A 21,713-nucleotide genomic window follows, 5' to 3' on the forward strand; every position below is an offset into this window, starting at 1 on the left:
GGCCAATAAGCCAACAAATTTAAGGGCTCTCCAGGGCATCACCCCAACAAGTGTTGATATACATCAGCACACACTGTTCTCGCGCTATCTACAATGAGCAACTCAATAGACCAGCTCAAGCTGGCATTACTTTGATCTCTGAGCAAGTGAATAACCATGACCGATATTAGCTGGGATGAGTCGCTGATTAAGCGCCATGATTTGGCAGGACCGCGCTACACCTCTTATCCAACCGCCCCTCAATTCAGCAATGACTTTGGCCCCGAAGCGTTGCAGGCAGCCATCGAGCGCAGCAATCAGGCCGCCCGCCCCTTGTCGCTGTATATGCACATCCCCTTCTGCGACACCATCTGCTACTACTGTGGCTGCAACAAAATCGTGACGGCCAACAAAAAGCGGGCACAACCTTACCTGGACAAGTTGCACCTGGAAATGAGCCGTATCGCTCAATGGGTGGAGGCAGGCCGCAAGGTCAAACAGTTGCACTGGGGTGGCGGTACACCCACCTATATAAGCCATGATCAGATGCGGGCCCTGATGTCACACAGTCAGTCCCTGTTTGAATTCAGTGAGGATGGTGAATATTCCATCGAACTTCACCCGGGAACGACCAATCAGGAGACCATCAGCCTGTTGAAGGACATCGGCTTTAATCGACTGAGTATGGGCGTGCAGGATTTCGATCCACAGGTGCAAACTGCGGTCAACCGCTTCAACAGCGTCGAAGAAGTCCAGGCCCTGGTCGATCAAGCCCGCCAGGATGACTTTGATTCCATCAGTATGGATTTGATCTACGGCCTGCCGTTTCAAAGCTGCCACACGCTGAAGGAAACCCTGGACAAAGTCATTCAGCTCAGTCCGGACCGCTTGTCTCTGTTTAACTACGCCCATTTGCCGCATCTGTTTAAAAGCCAACGACAAATGGATGCCAGCGCACTGCCTCCAGCGGAAGAGAAGCTCGCTATGCTGCATTTGGCGATCGATACCCTCACGCGTAGTGGCTACCAGTACATTGGCATGGATCATTTTGCCAAACCGGATGATGAACTGTGCAAAGCTCAGTTCAATGGCAGTCTGCAACGCAATTTCCAGGGTTATGCCACCTATGGAGGCTGCGACATGTTTGCCTTCGGAGTGTCGTCCATCAGCGCCATCGACAATATCTTTGTGCAGAACCACAAGGATATTCCAAACTACAACAAAGCCCTTGAACAAGGTCAGCTGCCCATCAGCAAAGGCTTGCAATTGAGTCAGGATGACTTACTTCGCCAACACGTCATCAATCGTCTGATTTGTCAGTTTGAGTTGGATTTCCATTCGATCGGCCGGGAATTCAACATCGACTTTTCACACTATTTCCAGAAGGAACTGGCAGCTCTAGAAGCACTCCTCAATGATGGCCTGCTGAGCCGATTGGACCACCATGGCTTGCAAGTCAGTCCTGCCGGCCGCCTCATCATTCGACGGGTTTGCATGGTATTTGACGCTTATTTGCCGACGACACAGGAACCGACTCTAATCGCCAGCAGCACCCAGCCCCGCTACTCGAAAATCATCTAACGTCGATTGCGTACTCGTAAACTCACGCCTGCTTAGGCGCTTTTGAACATAGACTCACCGGGCGGACTATTGAATAATGTCCGCCCGAACGTCTGCACGAGAATACGAATGACTACCTTCAGCCACCTGAATGATCAGGGCGAAGCCCATATGGTGGATGTTGGCAATAAAGCCGACAGCCAACGCGAAGCCCGTGCCTATGCCAGAGTCCGTTGTACACCGGCGATTCTACAGGCCCTGCAAGAACAAGCGGTTGCCAAAGGCGATGTCCTGGCCACCATGCGAATTGCGGGCATTCAAGCAGCTAAAAAATGCTCAGATATCATTCCACTCTGCCATCCCTTGATGCTAAGCAAAGTCGGTATTGATATTGAACTCGACGATCAGAACAACAGCGTCCACATCTACAGCCTCTGTAAGGTCGGAGGAAAAACCGGCGTTGAAATGGAAGCCCTGAGCGCCGCCTCCGTTGCCGCCCTGACGCTCTACGATATGTGCAAAGCGCTGGATAAAGGCATGGTCATTGAAGAAGTTAAACTGTTGGAAAAAGTCGGCGGAAAATCAGGACATTGGAAAAGCGATGACTCGGCTGCCAGCGAGGAACAATCATGATTACTCTATTGTATTTTGCTCGCTATCGAGAAGCTCTCGGCCAAGAAAAAGAACAACTGGAGCTCGACTCTCCGTGCAGTTTACAAGAATTACTGGACCGCTTGCGCGAGCGAGGAGAGCCCTGGGCAAGCACCTTAAATGACAACAAATTGCTGATGGCCATCAATCAAACCATTGCGCCTGCGGAGCAGCTTATTAATGACGGTGATGAAGTCGCGTTCTTTCCTCCAGTGACCGGAGGCTAGTCATGGACAAATTGCAGCTCAGCATTCAAACCGACGACTTCAACATTGAAGATGAATATCAATACCTCAGACAAGGCAACAGTGACAGTGGCGCCGTGGTGACGTTTCTCGGGCAGGTAAGAGACTTCAATCAAGGCGAAGCGGTTAGCCAGCTCGAACTCGAGCACTATCCTGGCATGACTGAATCGGTGTTAAAAAAGCTACTCGAAGAGGCTGACAAACGCTGGGCAATCGATCGGGCAAAAATCATTCACCGTGTCGGCCCACTCAATGCCAGCGATAAAATTGTTTGGGTTGCCGTGGCCTCTGCCCATCGAGGTGACGCTTTCCACGCCTGCGAATTTCTGATCGACGCACTAAAAACCCAAGCCCCGTTTTGGAAGAAAGAACGCAGCGCAACTGGTGAACGCTGGCTGGACGCGCGCGACAGCGATCAAGACAAGGCGCAACAGTGGATGAAAAACGACTAGCCTCAACGATTCCGAACCCGGAGAAGGTCCTCTTCACCCGCAACAATGTTGCCATATAAGTTTTCATAATCTTCCCGTCGCTGCTGACCAAATAAAGGGTCATCAATGGCGGGCAGCTTTTCAGCAATCCAATCCCAATCACCGTTATCCAAATGTTGTTCCATCAAGGGATATACCCACTTGTTTTCCTTTTCAATATGATCGGCCTGATTGTGAATATACAACTCTGCCTGGGTGCGCAGATTCTTAATAGGAACAACACAACCCTGGGCAATACTGCGTAAAATTTGCTCCAGCGCCAACGTTTGCTTTTCCATGCGCCCGTGGTCGCAGATAATTTCTCGCAACAGCTCGCTTTCCGGAACTCTTTTCAACAGCAGCAGGGAGAACACCTGATCTTCGATTGGATGGTGCCAGTATTCCGGATAGGTTTTGATGTACTCGACAATATCGAGCAACAGATCGAGACGCTCAGGACTGATGCCTTCGACGCCGAGAGGATTCACAATGGTGCGCATACAATGCAACAGCCGTTGAATATGACGATGATCCGAGCACAATTGCCGATAGACGGGATGCATGGCTGTTCCTCCAAGCTATTCAAGTTTTTTCATCAGTTACCGATGCTATATACAATACGCTCTACTTATCGTCAGAAGCACTCGGGACCGAGGTGACAAGGCAATGTCTTGATTGCCACCTCAGAGCAACGTTATGACTGCCAGACTATTACTAAACGTGCCGACCGGCGTTGATGTGTATCAATGCTACGCCAGCCGAAGATCAAGGTTGCGTCAATGAATAAGAACACTGTGGATTCGCTCAAAGTCTATTGGTTTGCGCTCAAAGCCGCGCTGTATCAGCACTACACCGCTTCACAGCGTGAAGTCTTCAAGCAATTCCGCCTGGGCAGTGGTTTGTTTTTTGTGGGGATGGTGGCGATTTACGGCTGCTATCAGCTGCTGGATGCCTCATTATCTCGGGAAATCGGGATATTAATCAGCCTGGTGATTGTCCTGGGCGGCTTTGTGGTTGCCATGCTGGCTCAAATTCGTCTGCTGATCGGCCGGATTCTGCATTTTATCTATCACTGAACATTACCGATCTTTGGGTATTCTGCCGCCTACCCTCACTTAACATTTGTCCAAGGCGCGATTGATATACAGATCATAGCGACTGCTTTTACCCACGATTTGATGGTCGGGCTCACAATCCGCCAAAAATGGCGCAATCTTAGGGCGTTTAACCACAACCCTCGCCAGCGCCAATTCACGGGCCGGACCCAATAAGGCATCGGCATCCATATCACTGCCCACAATCTGATGGAAACTTTGCATTTCCTTCTTAACCTGGGCCGACTTTTTTCGCTCAGGAAACATGGGGTCTAAATACACCACATGAGGGCGGAACTCTTCACTGGCCACAGCGGCATCTGCATCGACGGCCTTAAGCAAATACTCTGTGGCATCACCACACCGTAAACGCATGCGGCTCACTACGTCGGCAAGCTCGTGATTCGATACCGCTTCTTGCTCAGCACGATGCAAACCGTCGCGCAACAAAGCTTGCACAATCTCCGAACGTTCAAGCATTGTGACATCACAACCCAAACTGGCCAGCACAAAGCTGTCCTGCCCCAGGCCTGCAGTCGCATCCAGCACGCGAGGGCGCAACGCCCCTTTAAGCCCCACTGCTTTTGCAATCATCTGGCCGGTACCACCACCATATATGCGACGATGGTTCGCTTTGCCGTGACAAAAATCCACCATCACACTGACGCCATTGCTCAAATCCAAAAGTTGCAAGCCCTCACTTTCCAACAACAAGGCAAAACGACGATCGCTATCTTCCTGAAAGCGTTGTTTATAAAACTGCATGCGAACTTTATTTTTTTCACCATAAAGCTCGCAATGCTGCAACAAAGGCACAGCAAATTCCTGCGAAATTTGTGTTGCTTTTTCTACGAGACTTGAATCAAACACCACCACTCCCTGAAGGTTTTTTGTTGCAGAGGGGCAGGGCTTATGCAAATTTTCCTGTGGCATAGTTCGTAATTTGTCCAATCGTCCAAAGCACAGCAATGGATTAAGCGATATTCATAAAACTGTCATTTTTGATGCTTAAGTTAGCGCATGTCATAAAAAGTAATGAGTCGAGAGGGATAAAAAATCGCTCTTTGAAGCGAATGCCTTCACTCATAGTCGCCATACACGTCCAGAAATAGATGACCACTATGAATTGTTTACGCTCACTGTTTTTCAGCTTTTGCTTTATTGTTTCGTGCAGTTTCAGCCCGAACCTACTGGCGAACGAAAATTGGAGTGCTACGGACAGTGGGCAACCCCTGTTCTCCATGAAAGGTTCGAATACCATCGGCGCTAGCCTGGGGCCAAATCTGGCAAAGCTCTACCTGGAGCACAATGGTGTAGAAAACGTGCGTATTCTACCGAGTCGCGTAGAAAATGAATATAAAATTAGTGGCGACCTCAATGGCCGTGAAGTCTTCATCGATATCGCCGCTCATGGTTCCAGCACAGGCTTTCGAGCCCTGCACAGCAGTAGCGCAGATATCGCCATGTCTTCTCGCCCGATTAAGGGCAAAGAGGTCAAAAAGCTTCTCGAACTGGGTGATATGCTCGACCTGAAAGCCGAGCATGTTATCGCCATCGATGGCATTGCAGTGGTGGTGAACCCAGATAACCCCATCAAAAAGCTGAGCGTACAACAAATCGCCAAGGTGTTTTCGGGTCAAATCAATGACTGGAGCCAACTCAGTGAGCAGTACAATGGCCCCATCAACATCTACGCACGTGATAACAACTCGGGCACTTGGGATACCTTTAAAAACCTCGTCTTGGGTAAAAAGCTTCCTTTGGCCGAATCCGCCAAACGATTTGAGTCGAACGATCTGTTATCCGATACAGTGACCAATGACCCGAAAGGCATCGGTTTTGTGGGCTTGGCCTCGGTTCGACAAGCCAAGCCTTTATCAGTGTCCGACGATAACACTACGGCTCTACAACCCCTGCATATGACGGTTGCGACAGAAGACTACCCTCTGGCTCGCCGCCTCCATCTGTATACTGCACCTTCCGGTAACCCGGATGCTGTCAGTGACTTTCTGACGTTTGTGCACGGACGTTCCGGTCAGGAAGTGGTCGAACAGGTGGGATTTATCTCTCAGAACCCGGTTGCCGTGAAAAGTCAGGAGCAACGTCAAGGACCATCCAAGTACCTGGAAATGACTCGTCAAGGCAAACGCCTGAGTCTGAATTTCCGCTTCAAACCCAGCAGTGCCTCACTGGACAATAAAGCGCGACAGGACATCGTACGCCTGAGTCAGTTTTTGCAACGTAAAGAGAACCGCAATATGCGTTTGCTATTGATTGGCTTTGGGGATGAAAAACAGAGCCAGAGTCGCTCTCATATTCTGTCCAAGCTACGCGCATCAGCAGTCAAATCAGCACTGCGTCGCGAAGGCATCAGCACCCTGCCCGTTGCAGGTTTTGGTGCCTACAAACCCGTCGCGACCAACAGCGGTTCGAAACGCGTCAAGAATCGTCGTGTCGAGGTGTGGTTAATTCCCGAGACCGATGACAACATTGAATTGAGCCTGGCCCAACGCTAACCGCACTGGGCCCAATCAAAAAACTAGTCAAACAACCCTTTAACTTCGAGAATTTTCTGCTTGGCCTGCTGCAAAATATCCAAGGAAGTTTCGGGTGAATAACTTTCCTTCAGCGGTAAATGTTTTACGGCCGGCACATCGGTCAAACGCGCCATCGGCAGAGGGATTCGATTGTTCAGGTAGCGGTGCAGCTTAGCCACCTGGATCAGGTCACACAAATCCGCGGCATCGTTCTGATCCCGTTGCCAGTTCTCCGCGTCCCGGGCGACATCAATATATTGATCAGCGATTTGCCACTTACGTAAAATTTCCGCACCAACATCGGCTTTAAATCGGCTCAATACACGATTGATGTCATCACCTTCTTTCAACAAATCACCCTGAGTCAGGAACAAGCCCAGCAGGCCCACAACACCAATATCGTGTAACAAACCTGCCAACAAGGCCTCTTCCGAAGAATAAGACGGCGCGACCAGCATATCGCGAATCACGATGGCGAGCGCGGCCACTTCCAGACTTTCTATCCAGCTCTCCCGAAGTTTGGCGCGCAGCAGCTTACTTTCGCTATTGAACAGATCCCGTAACGCAAAACCCATCACCAGCTGTCGTGTCGCAGCGAGACCAAGGCGGACAATCGCATCGCGAATGGTTTCACATCGACCTAACGAACCGTACAAGGAGCTGTTGGCAATACGCAGCAACTTGGCAGCAATGGCAGGATCAGTGTTCACCAAATCCGCGACTGAATCCGCACTGGCCAGGTCCGACTCCACCAACTCCCCGATGCGAATGGCGACCTGGGGAAGACTGGGCAATTTAAGCTCATCACTGTCGAGCGCCTGTTGAACACTTTCCAGCAGATCATGCTCATCGGCATCACTTTCGTCGAGTTCATCAACACCGTAATCCAGTACGCTGGCACCAAGATAATCGGGTTTGTCAGCACGCGCACGTGGGCTTTCGTAATCGAAGGATTTCACAATCAACACCTCGGCCAGCTCCATGGCCGATACCGTGTATTGTCGGGGTCTCAACTTGGACACCTGGCGATAGGCCATCGGGTCGTCTTTATCGAAAACTCGGGTCTTTTGATCGGCTGACACCAGACGCAGGCTGCCACTTAATAAAAAGTAATCCAGCTCATCTCGGTCTCCCACATGAAACAGGATTTCCCCCGAGCGAAGAATACGGCGCTGGCTGTGGTTACTCACAATCGCCAGCTGATCTTGGCTCATGGTGTTAAATGGCTCGAACAGCTGCAGCTCAGATATTTCAATTTCGTTGGACATATAACCGTTTATCAGATTCTAACTTCTCACTTACATAGCGGCCCCAAAAGCGATAGCTTAAGCCCGAAATGTGGCCTGCATTTAATATAGACCAGCAATTGATGGTATTCCCGAATTAGAGCCCCTATGATGGGGCTTGATTGATTAGACTGGAGTTTTCAATGGCACTTAAAGCAACATTTTTGCGCACCTCTTTTATTCTGGGCCTGTGCGCCGGATTGGCGGCTTGCGATGGCTATCGCTTGAGCATCAATGAACAAGCCATTGGACCGCAACCCGACATCTTTAAAGCCTACGATATTCCTGATAAGAACCTGCGCCAATGCGTGAGTAGAAAGCTTCAGGACGAAAGCGTTCAACACGCCGGCCAACTGGATTATCTCAATTGCAGCCATGAAAAAATCAGCGACCTAACGGGATTGGCCGTTTTTGTCAGCCTGGCTCAAATTGATCTGTCAGCAAACAGCATTAAGGATCCAAGCGAACTGGGGCAAATCAGCCAACTGAAGCTTGTCAAACTGAGTGACAATCCCGGTCTGGATTGTTCTCGAGTCAACGCCTTACGATTGCAAAAAGGAATGAAGATAGAAGCGAAGCAGTGCCCTGAGTAGGCAGCTTATTGAGGAGCAAACATGAGCCCGACAACATTGCGATGATGATGCATGACTCGCATATCGGTGGGCTCACTGTTAATACTACCCACCAGCTTTTTAAAACGCACCTGCACCACGGTACCCACCGGCGGTAGCGGTTGATTTTCAATTAATACAGAAGCCCCGCCATCGGAAATATCTCTTGCGAAGCCGATAATTGTACCGAAAGCTGGATGTGTAATTTCGACGCGAATGGAAGTCGGTTTTCGCTCAAAACGACGGCGATCATCCCCGGTCATAGCATCCCCTGATTTAACACCTTATTCTGTATTAGTCACTGCGCGCGCCAAGGCCGAACTGCTGCTGAAGCGCGTCCCTTGCCAGCATGTTCCTGAAGTATAAGATTTTCTGTCCAGTGAAACCAGATAAAAGACCGGTTTCACTCACTTGGCTCGCCCTTCAGTTATGCACAGTTTCTGTGGATAAACCTGTTCACTACTTTGGCGTGTTTGTCAGCCCCCTTTAAATATAGGGGGCGTAGGGAATCTGCGCAAACATTGAACAGACAAATGGAAAGGGCTTATTTTTTTATCCACTGGCCATTGGCCGCCTGGATATAGTTGCCTTTTGAGGTTTTTTCATAGGCTCGTTGTGCAAAACGTTTGGCGACCTGATCCAGGGTGGCGCCCGTTTTGCCGACCGTTTGGCGAAACTTGTCACGGCGTTTGTTGTTCACGCTTTTCACCAGAGCTTTCACTTCGGCCGAGGCTGGTTTTACCACATAACCCAGATAACCATCGTTGCGCTCACCGATGAGTCCTTTGGTTTTTGCGCTGGCCAGATCGATAGCGAAGGCCTGGGCAGTAAACGCGGTTATCAATAAAGCCGTCAGTAATCTTTTCATGGAATCCCCCTTAGAACAGTCCACTATCTTCTTCAAACATGCCATCAAGCTCTTTATCGACCTTGACTTTGATTTCGTGCTCAATCTTCACATTGAGATTAATTTCAATTGGCTTATCGGGAACCGCTACCTGTACTGTCGGTGTACATGCAGACAATCCCAATGCGACAACGAAAACAAACAGGATATTTTTCATTCATTGACCCCATAGAGATGGTGATAATTTCCTTGTAAATAATACATCACCCTCAGGTGACGCCTTTTATACACCGTTGTGTAGCTACCTTACTGATCAAGTTTCTCGCTGATCACGTCCGTAATAATACGACCCGCCTGCAAACTCTTCATCAGGTTTGGAACATTGTCACTGATGTTCAAATTCAAGTTTACCTGACGACCATTTTGGAAGTCCGGATTATGTCCCTTCAGCGCAACGGCCATTTGCAGATAACCGCTGTCATCATACTCTACATCCGCGGTGAGATGCTCGTATTGGTAATTACTTAAAGCTTCAGACACCATTTCCATCAAAGGGTTTCCACTGTCGGATAAACCCTCATAGCGTATATAGCCTGGCTCGGTTGCCGCCAATTTGCCTTGCTCAATATGAAGCTTATTGGCACGTATCGCCACGGGCAGTTCGCCGCTCAGATTAGCCGTCGCATCCAGCCCCGCATAATCCGCAGCGCGCAACAGACTTTCCAATCGAATGGCCTTGATGTTAAGCAACGAGACCTCGCTTTCCCACAACCCCTCTCGCTGGTTTAATTCCAACCTTGGCGATTCCACTCGCCCATCAAGTAAGTCCGCCTTAAAACCTTCAATCACGACACCTGAGTCGCTGTTCAATGTGAAGTTCATGGCAACATCTTCGACCGCTAAACCAATATCAAGACTGCCAAGGTCCATTTGGCCTTTGACCTGCAATCCCGCGGTGGAAGCAATCGACCAGTCATGACTGATGGATAATTCCACAAACCCAATGTCGTCATAGACCCCGCCAATATGAGTCAGCGCCTGCTTGCCCCTGGCCTCCCAGCTCAGCGCATCGCCCAACTGCCAGGACAACTCACCACCGCCCGTTAATTCTCCCGACAAGGCGTTAACCTCCAGTGGCCAGCGACCAAATCGTTTCTCCAGACTACTCACCGGGCTGAACGGGGCGAATTGCCATTGCCACAGCAAATCACCACCCGGCTTTACTGCGCCGCCATCGTGCCGCCCTGTAAACGTCAACAGTGGTTCAGCCAAATCCGTCAACACATCCCCAGAGAACGCCACGCGTCCTGCTTTTAATGCAACTTTGCCCTGCCCAAGAATACCCGCCAGCTGAAAACCCGATGCCTGGATCATGTGCGCATTGAGTCGCCACTCCAGATCTGCAGTCATCCGTTCGGATTTTTCCACGAGAATACGTTCAAGGTTAACCGTCAAGGTTTTGATGTCGGCATTTTCATCGGCGGCGACTTGATCGACCACAATATCCAGTGTCGGTACATTCAACTGAATGCGGGGTGAACTGTCAGAGAGAACGAGGCTGGCGGTCATCTCATCAATCGACAAGCCAAGTGCACTCAGCCGATTGTTGCCAAAACGAATAGCCTCCACATGTGCGTTTGATTGTCCGACCAAGGAGGCCGTTTTTTCAGACACATCCAGATTCAACTCACCGCGCCATTGCCAACTTCGTAACACCGCTTCCAGCTCGGGCAAGGTGATTATTTTTTCCAGGGCTCGTACATTCAGTGCTTGGGAATCAATCGAGAATTCAAACGCACAAGGGCCAGAATGACAGGCCGTTTTCCCTTCGAGCTGAACATGATGCTGCCCCCAATCTGGGGCATCCAAATCGAGGGTCAACGTGCCCATTTCAATCTGTGCCTGTTGATCACGCCATTCGAGTCGGGTGCGCTCGGGCATATTTAGGATCAATGGAAAGCGCAGACCGTCATAATTGATATCAACCCCTTGGTCCGCAAATGCATTCAGATTGGCCGTCGCCGAAATAAGATTCATGTTGGAGCCGATACTGAGCTGCCCTTCAGCATGGAGGTTGTCGCCGTCCAGTTTGATATCCAAAGGCATTGCCTGAATTTCCTGCACAATGGCCAGCAGCGCTTTATTTGACCATTCTGCTTGCCATTGGACATCCCAGGCCTGATTTGCCCCGGTACTGCTCCCGTTCAAGCGCATGGTGAGTGCCTCTCGCAATTGGGACTCAAGTTCAAAAGAAAGGCGGTCGTTCTGCGAGGCAACATTCAACTCAGTGGAAAATGCAATCGCGGTGTCGGAAAACTCGGGCAAGTCGGCGCGGCCTGACAGGCGGATACGATCACGCTCCTGATGTTGCCACTGTGCTCGTCCCTGAAAATGATTCTGCCCTTGCTGAAGCTTGAGGTGTTCGATGGTCAGCTCGAAGGCTTGAATCTCCCCCAATTTTTGCAATTCCTGATAGGGGTTGAATGGAGCAGTTGCTTCGCCTTGTGTTTCAGCCTCTCCAGATGCGGCCAAAGGAGCTTCATTCACTATGGATAAGTGCCCAATGTTTATGGTTTCCGGCCAAAGTGCCCAAGCTGGCAGCCGTATGGTCAGCTGCTCACTGCGAACCTGCTGGCTCTGCCAATCCATGGAAAACTGGGCGCTGGAAAACACCCAGCTTGTGTTCTCTCGGGAAAATGAAAAAGGGGCGTAACGCAATTTCGTGATATCGGTTTGCCAGTGTTGCAATACCGATGCAGTCCAATCACTGCGCTGGGTCACAGCATAGAGCGCGAAGAGCACTATGAGAACGATCACAAAACACAATAGACCGACGGTCTTTAACAGTTTTCTCAAGAGGCTGGATGGGCGTACAACTGAGCTCATTCGCATTCCTCCTCTAATCCCTGTTATCGAAAGGCTCGGGCCGAGTTGTACCTCATGCCGAGCTGCCCATCAAGCGTATCGAACCACGCTATTTGGATTGGGCTACCGCCGCGGCAGGTTCGGCCGGTGTTGCACGTTTAGTCATTGTTACCCAATCAAAGCCGGCATCTTGGGTAGCGTATTGAATGTCTTCCAATTGCTCACTGATGCTCTGAAACACGTCCTGCACTTTACTTACCGCATTGTTTTTTTCGCTGATGTGAGCGATGACCAACTGCTTCAATCGATCTAAATCCAATGATTGTACAAAACGCAACGCCTGCTGATTATTCAGATGTCCCCAGGGACCACCTACACGATCTTTCAGAGACATGGGATAAGGGCCCATCGCCAGCATCATGGAATCATGGTTCGCTTCCAGCAGTAAGGCGTCACAATGTTGATAGCACTTTTCGACATGCGCACTGACATTACCCAAATCGGTCAATACTCCCAAGCGCATGTCTTCAAAAGTAAAAATAAACTGCGCGGGCTCACGGGCATCATGAGGGACAGCAACCGGCTCGATATCTATATCGCCTACGCTAAAGGACTGATAGTTTTCAATCAAATGAAGCTTGGGGAGTTTGCCGAGATCTCTTGCCCGAAAAGTGCCCGGTGTCATATAGGTAGGCAAATCGTAGCGTCGCGCGAAGGCCGGAACCCCCTTCAAGTGATCACTGTGCTCGTGGGTCACAACAATCGCATCGAGGTCTTTGGGCATCAGCCCAAGCAAATCGAGGCGTCGTTCGGTTTCTTTGATGGTGAAACCGCAATCCATCAAAACACAGCTGTTGCCGGCTTGGATCACCGTGGCATTGCCACGGCTTCCACTGCCGAGAGATGCAAACCTCACATCAGCTCCAGCATTAAATCAGATTACGACGAATGTGTTTCAGGAGATCTCTAGCTTCATTGCGCGGCAGGCGGTGACCATACGCATCGCGAATATGCACCTGCAAATCGTTATCCTGACCCGCGATAATGAGCAGATAACCCGGCACGTCTTCCAGCTTGCGAGCTTCGTCGGAGAGTTCCAATTTCGGGAACAACGCGGCAACATCCGCCTCTTGCAATGGCAGATTGCTCAGAATTTCGTTCAGGGTGTAAGGCGATTTAGCGGCAATCTCTTCCGTCACCGGAATTTCCGTTTCGTCGTCATCGCTGCCAAAACTGAACAAGCGAGAGAAGAACCCTTCATCTTCGGCATCAGCCTTGGTTTGACCAAAGTTGATGTAGTACACACCAGTATTGGCGTTCTCGTCGTAACGCACCATTCCCTGTTGAGTCACCGCATGTCCTAGCGTCGCCCAGGCACGAGTCAAGCCCAATGCCATGCTCAACACAGGCTCGCGATCGATATCAACAATGGCGATTTTGGCGCCCCCACCGATGGTCTGTGCCAGCAGCGATGTCGCCCCCCCAGAATCCCCTTGAGCAGCGAGGTTGGCAGCCAGTTCATCAACCAGCCAGGCTTCACGCTCGGCATTGATAGAACGTTTGGGCCAATTCACTTGTCCATCGCCCTTCACTTCAGAAGGAACGCTCAAGTGCAGAATATGAATTTCAGTGCTGTCAGGTTGAACACCCTGCTCCATCTGAATTCGGTAACGGTCTTTCGTATCAGTCGATTCTTTAAACTGCAACCAACCTGTTTCGATCACCCCGTTAATGGCATCGGTGTACACCACGCGCAGGCCGTTGCTGCCCAGGAAGTGGCGTACCTTGGGCCAGATTTCACTTGGAGGTAAACCGGCCAGAATCCAGCGACGATCCGCCAGTTTCTGAATTTTGACATGCTCACCGAATGCACTGGCACCCAGAGGTAATGGGCGGGGCACGGCAAAATCAAGAGCCGTGATTTCTTCATCCTCTTCGGCGTTCACTTTCGCCACAGGCGGAATCACATACAGTTCCTGAGTCGACGCTTGATCCACCTGCTCAGGCATTTTCATGGCCGGGATTTCTACCGCTTCCTGATAGTCCTTCGCGCGATCACGAAACATTCCCTCATCCCCGGTGATGTAACTACAGCCATTGATAGCTACGATAGCCGCCGCCATTAACAGGGGCTTAAAGGGTCTTGTATACATGATTACCTGCTTATCTTTCATTAGGGGCCTATAACAAGGCGCTTATTGTTCTATTCGCTGTACTGTGTGAGCTGAAACGTTCAGCCAAGTGGCTCCATCATTCAAAGCCACCTTAAAAACCTACTTTAATGCGCTGAGCGCTTCACGCACCTGGGCATGATATTGTTCTGCCAAATGCGTCATGGGCAAACGCAAGCCATGTTGCATCAAGCCCATTTCGGCGACCGCCCACTTTACGGGTATCGGGTTGGACTCAACGAACATAGCCTGATGCAGAGGCATCAGTTCATTCTGTAACTGGCGAGCTTCCTCAACCTGGCCATTGATGGCCAATTGGCAAAGTTTGGACAGCAGATTCGGAGCAACGTTCGCTGTTACACTGATATCGCCATGACCACCCAAGAGCATCAATTCTACTGCGGTTTCGTCGTCACCAGAGTACACCGCAAAACCTTCAGGCTTTCCATCGATAATGGCTTTGGCGCGGGCCATATCACCCGTCGCTTCCTTAATGCCGACGATATTATCCACTTCAGCCAGACGCAACGCAGTATCGGCCAGCATGTCCACACCTGTGCGACCGGGCACATTGTACAGGATCTGGTCAATCTCTACGGCTTCGGCAATGTGACGATGATGCTGATACAAGCCTTCCTGGGTGGGTTTATTGTAATAAGGGGTTACAGACAAACAGGCATCCGCACCCAACTCTTTCGCCTGACTGGTCAACTCCACCGCTTCTGAGGTGCTGTTGGCGCCCGTGCCGGCAATCACTGGAATACGGCCCGCCACTTGGTCAATCACAGCTTTTACTACCGCCATATGTTCACTGACGGCCAACGTCGCTGATTCACCTGTTGTCCCCATCGCCACGATCGCGTTGGTACCCTGCTCAACATGCCATTCCACCAGTTTGGCGAGGCTGTCCCAATCCAAGTTGCCAGCGGCATCCATTGGGGTGACGAGGGCAACCAAACTACCTTGAATCATTCTTTACTCCGGCTACGAAATGGCAAAGCGGTAATGGTACTGGTGCCCCAGCCTTGGCACAAGACTTGCGACGCGTTGCGGGGGAATTTGTAAGTGTAATTTGTGCACAATGTGAGAGCCAGGAAGACAATCCTCGATGATCCCGGCGAGAAACGGCCTAACCGTCTGCGCGTTCAAGCAAAAAGACCAGCCAAATACCCCGAAACAAAAAAAGGAGCCCAAGGCTCCTCCCACAAATAGGCGGCCATATAGACCGCTCTATATTCGAGGCTTAGGGTGCCGGAATAGGGTACTCCCCATGGATTTTATCCAGCGCCTTCAAACTCTCCTTGTCCAACTCGACGTCCACACTCGCGATATTACTGCGCAGCTGTTCCATGGTGGTGGCACCGATGATATTGCTGTGCACAAAAGGTTGCTGATTGACGAAGGCCAATGCCATCTGAGCCGGGTCCAGGCCCAGCTCCTGCGCCAGAGCCACGTACGCTTCCGTAGCTTCAGTCGCGCGAGGGTTGGTGTAACGCGAGAAGCGCTCGTACAAAGTCAGGCGTGCACCATCCGGGCGCTTGCCCCCCAGATACTTGCCACTCAATACACCGAACGCCAGTGGTGAGTAGGCCAGTAAACCCACGTTTTCACGGATCGACATTTCCGCCAGCCCCACCTCAAAGCTGCGATTCAACAAATTATACGGGTTCTGAATGCTGACCACGCTGGGCAATTTGTATTCTCTTGCCAAACGCAAGTATTCCATCATTCCCCAAGGAGTCTCGTTGGACAGCCCGATATAACGCACCTTGCCCTGCTCAACCAATTTTGCGAGCGCTTCCAGAGTTTCATGGATCGCAATGTCATCATTACTTTCCCGATGGCGATAGCAAAGCTGCCCAAAAAAATTGGCAGGACGCTCAGGCCAATGCACCTGATACAGGTCGATCATTTCGGTTTGCAAGCGCTCAAGAGAACCCTCACAAGCCTGTTGAACATGCGCCGCACTTAGGCGCGGGCCACCACGAACATGCTCCATTCCAGGATTGTTGTCGCCGCGCCCCGTTACCTTGCTCGCGAGAACAATCTGGTCTCTCAGTCCCCGTTCCTTAATCCAGTTGCCCACCATGACCTCGGTGCTGCCCTGGGTGTCGGGTTTTGGTGGGACCGGATACATTTCAGCTGCGTCAAAAAAATTCACCCCCTGCTCAAAGGCGTAGTCCATTTGCTCAAACGCTTCATCCTGAGTGTTCTGTTCACCATAAGTCATGGTTCCGAGACAGATTAAGCTGACATTGATGTCGGTGTTTCCCAACTGACGATACTTCATTGATGTGTTCTCCGTAGCAGCTCTGTGCTGAATGTATTCACCGCGCCGTGAGCGGTTTCGCCTCGCCGATTAATCACCTATTAGGCGCCGACCAGCGACCAAATTTCCTGTTCAATTGAATCGCCCACCTGCTTGGTCGCACGACCATCGGTTTCCAATTTTAGAAGATGCGACCACAGCGCAATTTTGGCAACAGGCAGGACCTTCGGGTCGACGTCGTCGTAAACCAGCGGCAACAGTTGATCCAAATTACCTGAGCCGTGCTGTTCAAACGCGGCAAGCACTTTTGCTTCCCGAGCCAAGCGATGATCAATCAAACCTTGAATTACAGAATTAGGTTCCAGCATCACATGACCATGGGCCGGTGCGAGTTTCTCTGCGTGCAGGACTTTGAGCTTTTCCAAAGAATGCAGGTACTCAGCCATATCACCACTCGGAGGAATCACAACCACCGTTGTGCCCTGCATGATGTGATCCCCCGTAAACAGGGTTTTTTCTTCTTCGAGAAAAAAACAGTAATGATTGCCGACATGGCCCGGCGTATGAACCGCGCGCAAACGAAATTCATCGTTGGCAAACACATCACCATCGTTCAGTTCCTTGTCTGCTTTAAAACTGGTGTCTTGATGGCCATCATTTTCAATCGTGGCTCCCACCAGTTCCGCGCCGGTCGCTTCGGCCAGCAACATGGCAGCCGGAGAATGATCGGGGTGGGTATGGGTAACAATAATCCAACGCAGTTGAGCGCCTTCACAGGCTTCGAGCATGGCCGACACATGACTGCTGATGCTTGGCCCAGGGTCGATAACGGCAAGCTCCTGTCGACCAACGATGTAGGCGTTGGTACCAGGCCCGGTCATCACGCTCGGATTGGGTGCCGTTACACGGCGCAATAATGGGCTGATTTCGCTGACAGCGCCGGGCTCGATGTCGATCTCAAGCAGTTTTGATTCCAGTTGGGCCATTTTAATCACTCAGACTTATCTATTTGTCACCAAGCATAAAATATCCTGGCACACAGCAAAACGGCCGGGATGGCCGGCCGTTAAGTGGTTTATGTCATTCTCAGATGGGCTTATTTAAGCTCGACATCCACAATCGTATCGACATCCTCATCATAATCCACACCTTCCAAGCCAAACCCGAAGAGACGCAGGAAGTTTTCGTTGTAGCCTTTAAAGTCCGTCAGCTCGAACAAATTCTCTTCGGTAACCTGTGGCCACAGTGCTTCAATTTTCGCCTGGGTCTCGGGACGCAGCTCCTTGTCGTCAACACGGAAACGATTGCCGTCGTCTAAACGCGGAGACTCATTGTACAAACACTCAGTGAACAAACGATGCGCCTGCTCGATACAATCTTCATGGCTGCCCTCTTCTTTCATAACCTTCGCCATCAAGGAAATGTACAGAGGCATAATAGGAATCGCCGAGCTCGCCTGGGTAACAACCGCTTTCAACACCGCGACATTTGCCTGAACGGACAAACCATTGTGCTGATCAATAATCGCCTTGGCGGCGCGATCCAGATCTTCTTTCGCCTTACCGATAGTCGCATGGCCATAAATTGGCCAGGTCAACTTTTCGCCCAAGTAGGTGTAAGCAACGGTTTTTGCACCATCAGCCAACACATCCGCATCGGCCAGGGCTTGCATCCACATTTCCCAATCTTCACCGCCCATCACCTTCACCGTATTCGCGATTTCTTCTTCGTTCGCAGGTTCCAGGGTGATGTCGGAAATTTTCAAAGTATCAGTATTCAGATTCTTTGCCGTATAGCTCTGACCTACTGGCTTCAAGGTAGAGTTGTGGGTCACGCCAGTGGTGGGATCTGTACGTCGTGGCGACGCCAAGCTGTAGACCACCAAGTCAACTTTTCCAAGATCCGCCTTGATCATATCGATGGTTTGAGCCTTGCACTCATTGGAGAACGCATCACCATTAATGGTTTCACAATAAGCGCCGGCACTCTTGGCCGCTTGATGGAAAGCTGCTGTATTGTAATAACCTGCGGACGCCGTTTTGCGCTCAGTAGGAGGCTTCTCGAAGCACACCCCCAAGGTATCCGCACCCGACCCAAAGGTCGCGGCAATACGTGAGGCCAGACCATAGCCTGTCGAACAACCAATCACGAGAACCTTTTTCGCCGCACCATCAATAGGCCCTTGAGCCTTCATGTATTCGATTTGCTGATTCACATGGGCTGCACAGCCTTTCGGATGAGCATTGGTGCAAATAAAGCCGCGAACTTTTGGTTTGATAATCATTATTTCACCTTTACAGTACAGATTATGCACAATTGGATACATCTCGGGCCGTCAGGTGGATACATAAGAACCTGACACCATCTAAGCGTCCACTGAATTGCCGCCCATTATAGAGCCAGAGGGTGGATAAAGCAGCCATTTCGATAAATCGGTCATTCACGCCAGCGCAAATTTACCCGGCAACTGGCTATAATGCCCCTTTTGAGTCCCAAGGATATTCACCCGCCATGAGCAAATTACGCTTTGCGACCTCCAGCGACTGGACCGATGCCGTCATGCAGGACCTGGACAGTTTTTTGATTGACCATGCTGCAGCCGAGAAAAAGGCAGCCGGTATGGCCAACTCGATGCTAAGCCATTACCCCGATCGCGTTGAACTGGTTAATGCCATGATTGATTTAAGCATTGAGGAAATGGTGCATTTCAAACAGGTCGTGAAAATCATGCATGAGCGTGGTCTGACTTTGCAGGCTGACAGCAAAGACGCCTATGTTAACGAGTTTCGAAAATCCATTCGCAAGGGCAGCGATGCCTATTTCTTGGATCGACTGTTATTAGGCAGCGTAATTGAAGCTCGCGGCTGCGAACGATTTTCCATGGTCGCGGAAGCCTTACCCGAGGGGAGCCTCAAGAAGTTCTACCACAACATCGCGGCCAGCGAAGCCAAGCATGACAGTTTGTTTGAAGATTTGGCTTGTTTGTATTTCCCCCAGAACATCGTTGCCGACCGGCTGAGCGAACTACTGGACATCGAAGCCGACATCGTTGCTCGCTTACCCATCCGATCAGCCCTGCACTAAGCGCCATCAAACACGATGAAAAAAAGTGTGCGGCAATACCTTGAGCGATACGCCGAAACAGAAAGTAAATTGCTGGCGCTGTGGCCAACTGTTTTCCAACAGGCCATGCTAATTCCCGCCAAGGATGAAGCTCCAGAATTAATCAAACATTGTAAAAATTTCTGTGAACAACACACTGGCACTCTGCTACTGCTGATTATCAATCAGGCCGAAAGCTCTGAAGGCAGCCCCGCCAACCAAACCTTGTGGCAGCAAGGACTGAACAGCGGCTCGCTGGTTTGGGAACATGATCATCTGAAATTGATTCAATGGCGCAACAACAGCGCCTTATTATTGATTGATCGCTTCAGCCCGGGGCGGCAAATCCCTGAACATCAGGGCGTTGGCTTAGCCAGAAAGATCGCAGCGGATATTGCCGCTAAGCTGATGATCGATGGTTTTATCCGACGTCGTTGGATTTACAGCAGCGATGCCGATTGCCGATGGCCGACAAACTATTTCATCACACCCACGGCGCCCAACGACAAGCAGCTTTCCGGTCTAAAACCTGCACATGGAAAACGCATTGTCGCGGCTCATTTTTCGTTTCAACACAGCCCCTGCAATAACAACACACTGACTGAACAGACAAAGCACGACGTTCACGCGGCCACACGGCTCTACGAGCAAAGCCTGCACTATTACCGAGACGGGCTGAACTGGGCTGGCTCACCTTATGACTTCTACACTATCGGTTCCTGCCTGGCATTTGATGTGGAAGCCTACTGCGAGGTGCGAGGTTTTCCTTGCCGAGCCGCCGGAGAAGATTTTTACCTGCTGAACAAACTCGCCAAGCTTGGGTATATTTGTCAACTTGACTCTCAAGTCATCAGTATCGAATCTCGCCTGTCTCAGCGAGCACCATTTGGTACCGGCCCCGCCGTCAGCGGCATTTTGGCGCAGCAGGTCAGCCATGACGATTTTCCATCCTATCACCCCCAGTGTTTTGCCCACTTGAAAACTCTGCTGGATAGTGCTTTTGAAATCATCATCGAAGAACAAGGCGAGGCAATCATCCTGTCAGCGCTGAAAACCCTGGGAGCGAAAAAATTTAGGCGACACCTGGAACAACAACACGTCAAGACAGAGCAATTCGAGAGAGAATTTCACACTTGGTTTGATGGTTTCCGAACCTTGAAGTTTATTCACTATCTACGCGACGAATGCTTCCCTCTCATACCGATGTCAGAAGGCATTCAGCAACTGGACCTGTGGAAAGGATCGGTCATAGAAAGATAAACGTCATGTCACTGTCGTCTTGGCCAGCTATGCTATATTTACCACAAGCCACTGTACTCACAACACGGCAGACGGATGGCAAAACCGAAGATTTGAAAGCCCATTACCCTAAACAATAATAAAGGCGGTAGCATGAGCGTTTACGACAGATATCTCCTCCCGCACCTGCTGGATTTGGCCTGCAATACGAAACCCGTTCGTTATCAACGTCGAAAAATCGTCCCTAAGGCCCATGGCCGCGTACTGGAAATAGGTATGGGCTCAGGCTTGAACCTTCCTTACTACGACACCGACAATATTGAAATGGTATGGGGACTCGAGCCTTCGGAAGGCATGCGTGAGAAGGCGCAAAAGAATCTCGCGAAATCCCCGATCAATGTCGAATGGCTGGACCTTCCTGGCGAAGAAATCCCATTGGACGATAATAGTGCAGACTCGATCGTACTGACTTTTACACTGTGTACCATTCCGGGTTGGCAGCAGGCATTGGAACAAATGCGGCGCGTGTTAAAACCGGGGGGTGATCTACTGTTTGCCGAACATGGCCGCGCACCTGACCACAACATTCGAGCCCGGCAAGATCGTTATAACCCAACGTGGAAAAAGTTTGCAGGCGGCTGCAATATGAACCGCCCTATCGTCGAGATGATCAGTGACAGTGGCTTTCAAATTAAGCAATTAGACAGTGCTTACTTGCCGTCCACTCCCAAGGTTCTGGGCTTTAATTATTGGGGCCGCGCGGTCATTCGCTAGCGCACCGCCCCCG

At 50.7% G+C, this 21,713-nt stretch carries 23 protein-coding genes; 10 read left to right on the forward strand and 13 right to left on the reverse strand.

From position 1 onward, the window contains the following. Positions 1 to 156: 156 nt before the first annotated feature. The 4 genes from hemN (at position 157) to moaE (ending at position 2,887) form a co-directional block, all read left to right on the forward strand. Entirely contained in the window at positions 157 to 1,560 is a 1,404-nt protein-coding gene (gene hemN / locus ABWW03_RS09040; protein ID WP_353407794.1) for an oxygen-independent coproporphyrinogen III oxidase, read from the forward strand. Positions 1,561 to 1,668: 108 nt separating this feature from the next. Further along, positions 1,669 to 2,172 (forward strand): cyclic pyranopterin monophosphate synthase MoaC, encoded by a 504-nt coding sequence (gene moaC, locus ABWW03_RS09045; protein ID WP_353407795.1) that lies wholly within the window; start codon positions 1,669 to 1,671, stop codon positions 2,170 to 2,172. Continuing rightward, the gene (gene moaD / locus ABWW03_RS09050) at positions 2,169 to 2,417 is read left to right on the forward strand and encodes a molybdopterin converting factor subunit 1 (RefSeq protein ID WP_353407796.1); all 249 of its coding nucleotides are present in this window, start codon (positions 2,169 to 2,171) and stop codon (positions 2,415 to 2,417) included. The genes moaC and moaD overlap by 4 nt, the downstream gene beginning before the upstream one ends. 2 nt (positions 2,418 to 2,419) lie before the next feature. Next, positions 2,420 to 2,887 (forward strand): molybdopterin synthase catalytic subunit MoaE, encoded by a 468-nt coding sequence (gene moaE / locus ABWW03_RS09055; RefSeq protein ID WP_353407797.1) that lies wholly within the window; start codon positions 2,420 to 2,422, stop codon positions 2,885 to 2,887. A 2-nt stretch (positions 2,888 to 2,889) separates the two neighbouring features. Here the strand turns inward: moaE and ABWW03_RS09060 are convergent, their stop codons facing one another. Continuing rightward, a complete protein-coding gene (locus tag ABWW03_RS09060) occupies positions 2,890 to 3,468 on the reverse strand; it encodes a hemerythrin domain-containing protein (protein ID WP_353407798.1) in 579 nt (192 codons plus the stop codon). Between the two features lie 216 nt (positions 3,469 to 3,684). On the opposite strand from ABWW03_RS09060, the gene ABWW03_RS09065 reads away from it, so the two are divergent. Further along, positions 3,685 to 3,981, forward strand: coding sequence for a hypothetical protein (locus ABWW03_RS09065; RefSeq protein WP_353407799.1), 297 nt, complete (start codon positions 3,685 to 3,687; stop codon positions 3,979 to 3,981). Positions 3,982 to 4,020: 39 nt separating this feature from the next. Here the strand turns inward: ABWW03_RS09065 and ABWW03_RS09070 are convergent, their stop codons facing one another. After that, positions 4,021 to 4,869, reverse strand: coding sequence for a class I SAM-dependent methyltransferase (locus ABWW03_RS09070; protein ID WP_353407800.1), 849 nt, complete (start codon positions 4,867 to 4,869; stop codon positions 4,021 to 4,023). A gap of 251 nt (positions 4,870 to 5,120) precedes the next feature. Here ABWW03_RS09070 and ABWW03_RS09075 point away from each other — a divergent pair, with 251 nt between their 5' ends. Further along, entirely contained in the window at positions 5,121 to 6,515 is a 1,395-nt protein-coding gene (locus tag ABWW03_RS09075) for a substrate-binding domain-containing protein (protein ID WP_353407802.1), read from the forward strand. Between the two features lie 23 nt (positions 6,516 to 6,538). Here the strand turns inward: ABWW03_RS09075 and ABWW03_RS09080 are convergent, their stop codons facing one another. Continuing rightward, the gene (locus tag ABWW03_RS09080; protein ID WP_353407803.1) at positions 6,539 to 7,804 is read right to left on the reverse strand and encodes an HDOD domain-containing protein; all 1,266 of its coding nucleotides are present in this window, start codon (positions 7,802 to 7,804) and stop codon (positions 6,539 to 6,541) included. Between the two features lie 161 nt (positions 7,805 to 7,965). Here ABWW03_RS09080 and ABWW03_RS09085 point away from each other — a divergent pair, with 161 nt between their 5' ends. Then, positions 7,966 to 8,415: a hypothetical protein gene (locus ABWW03_RS09085; protein WP_353407804.1), complete on the forward strand. Its 450-nt coding sequence runs from the start codon at positions 7,966 to 7,968 to the stop codon at positions 8,413 to 8,415. A 5-nt stretch (positions 8,416 to 8,420) separates the two neighbouring features. Here the strand turns inward: ABWW03_RS09085 and ABWW03_RS09090 are convergent, their stop codons facing one another. The 10 genes from ABWW03_RS09090 to fabV all read right to left on the reverse strand — a co-directional run bounded on the left by ABWW03_RS09090 (position 8,421) and on the right by fabV (position 18,869). Continuing rightward, entirely contained in the window at positions 8,421 to 8,696 is a 276-nt protein-coding gene (locus tag ABWW03_RS09090) for a PilZ domain-containing protein (protein WP_166845212.1), read from the reverse strand. Positions 8,697 to 8,977: 281 nt separating this feature from the next. Continuing rightward, positions 8,978 to 9,301, reverse strand: a complete 324-nt coding sequence (locus ABWW03_RS09095; RefSeq protein WP_353407805.1) for a YdbL family protein — start codon at positions 9,299 to 9,301, stop codon at positions 8,978 to 8,980. Between the two features lie 10 nt (positions 9,302 to 9,311). Beyond that, on the reverse strand, positions 9,312 to 9,497 hold the full coding sequence (locus ABWW03_RS09100) for a YnbE family lipoprotein (protein ID WP_166845207.1): 186 nt from the start codon (positions 9,495 to 9,497) through the stop codon (positions 9,312 to 9,314). A gap of 89 nt (positions 9,498 to 9,586) precedes the next feature. Beyond that, positions 9,587 to 12,166, reverse strand: coding sequence for an intermembrane phospholipid transport protein YdbH family protein (locus tag ABWW03_RS09105; RefSeq protein ID WP_353407806.1), 2,580 nt, complete (start codon positions 12,164 to 12,166; stop codon positions 9,587 to 9,589). An 88-nt stretch (positions 12,167 to 12,254) separates the two neighbouring features. Further along, positions 12,255 to 13,061 carry an MBL fold metallo-hydrolase gene (locus ABWW03_RS09110; RefSeq protein ID WP_353407807.1) on the reverse strand — a complete coding sequence of 269 codons (807 nt, stop codon included), beginning with the start codon at positions 13,059 to 13,061 and terminating at the stop codon, positions 12,255 to 12,257. Between the two features lie 13 nt (positions 13,062 to 13,074). Further along, on the reverse strand, positions 13,075 to 14,298 hold the full coding sequence (gene bamC / locus ABWW03_RS09115) for an outer membrane protein assembly factor BamC (protein ID WP_353407808.1): 1,224 nt from the start codon (positions 14,296 to 14,298) through the stop codon (positions 13,075 to 13,077). A 120-nt stretch (positions 14,299 to 14,418) separates the two neighbouring features. Beyond that, entirely contained in the window at positions 14,419 to 15,288 is an 870-nt protein-coding gene (dapA, locus tag ABWW03_RS09120) for a 4-hydroxy-tetrahydrodipicolinate synthase (protein WP_353407809.1), read from the reverse strand. 271 nt (positions 15,289 to 15,559) lie between these two features. Next, positions 15,560 to 16,606, reverse strand: coding sequence for an NADP(H)-dependent aldo-keto reductase (locus tag ABWW03_RS09125; RefSeq protein ID WP_353407810.1), 1,047 nt, complete (start codon positions 16,604 to 16,606; stop codon positions 15,560 to 15,562). Positions 16,607 to 16,686: 80 nt separating this feature from the next. Beyond that, positions 16,687 to 17,571, reverse strand: a complete 885-nt coding sequence (locus ABWW03_RS09130) for an MBL fold metallo-hydrolase (RefSeq protein ID WP_353407811.1) — start codon at positions 17,569 to 17,571, stop codon at positions 16,687 to 16,689. Between the two features lie 110 nt (positions 17,572 to 17,681). Then, positions 17,682 to 18,869 carry an enoyl-ACP reductase FabV gene (fabV, locus tag ABWW03_RS09135; RefSeq protein ID WP_353407812.1) on the reverse strand — a complete coding sequence of 396 codons (1,188 nt, stop codon included), beginning with the start codon at positions 18,867 to 18,869 and terminating at the stop codon, positions 17,682 to 17,684. A gap of 227 nt (positions 18,870 to 19,096) precedes the next feature. Here fabV and ABWW03_RS09140 point away from each other — a divergent pair, with 227 nt between their 5' ends. The 3 genes from ABWW03_RS09140 to ABWW03_RS09150 all read left to right on the forward strand — a co-directional run bounded on the left by ABWW03_RS09140 (position 19,097) and on the right by ABWW03_RS09150 (position 21,700). Next, on the forward strand, positions 19,097 to 19,669 hold the full coding sequence (locus tag ABWW03_RS09140; RefSeq protein ID WP_353407813.1) for a tRNA-(ms[2]io[6]A)-hydroxylase: 573 nt from the start codon (positions 19,097 to 19,099) through the stop codon (positions 19,667 to 19,669). Between the two features lie 15 nt (positions 19,670 to 19,684). Then, on the forward strand, positions 19,685 to 20,947 hold the full coding sequence (locus tag ABWW03_RS09145; protein ID WP_353407814.1) for a hypothetical protein: 1,263 nt from the start codon (positions 19,685 to 19,687) through the stop codon (positions 20,945 to 20,947). Positions 20,948 to 21,079: 132 nt separating this feature from the next. Beyond that, positions 21,080 to 21,700: a class I SAM-dependent methyltransferase gene (locus ABWW03_RS09150; protein WP_353407815.1), complete on the forward strand. Its 621-nt coding sequence runs from the start codon at positions 21,080 to 21,082 to the stop codon at positions 21,698 to 21,700. Positions 21,701 to 21,713 lie beyond the last annotated feature (13 nt).

Source organism: Pseudoteredinibacter isoporae, from assembly GCF_040372805.1.
Taxonomy (GTDB): domain Bacteria; phylum Pseudomonadota; class Gammaproteobacteria; order Pseudomonadales; family Cellvibrionaceae; genus Pseudoteredinibacter; species Pseudoteredinibacter isoporae_A.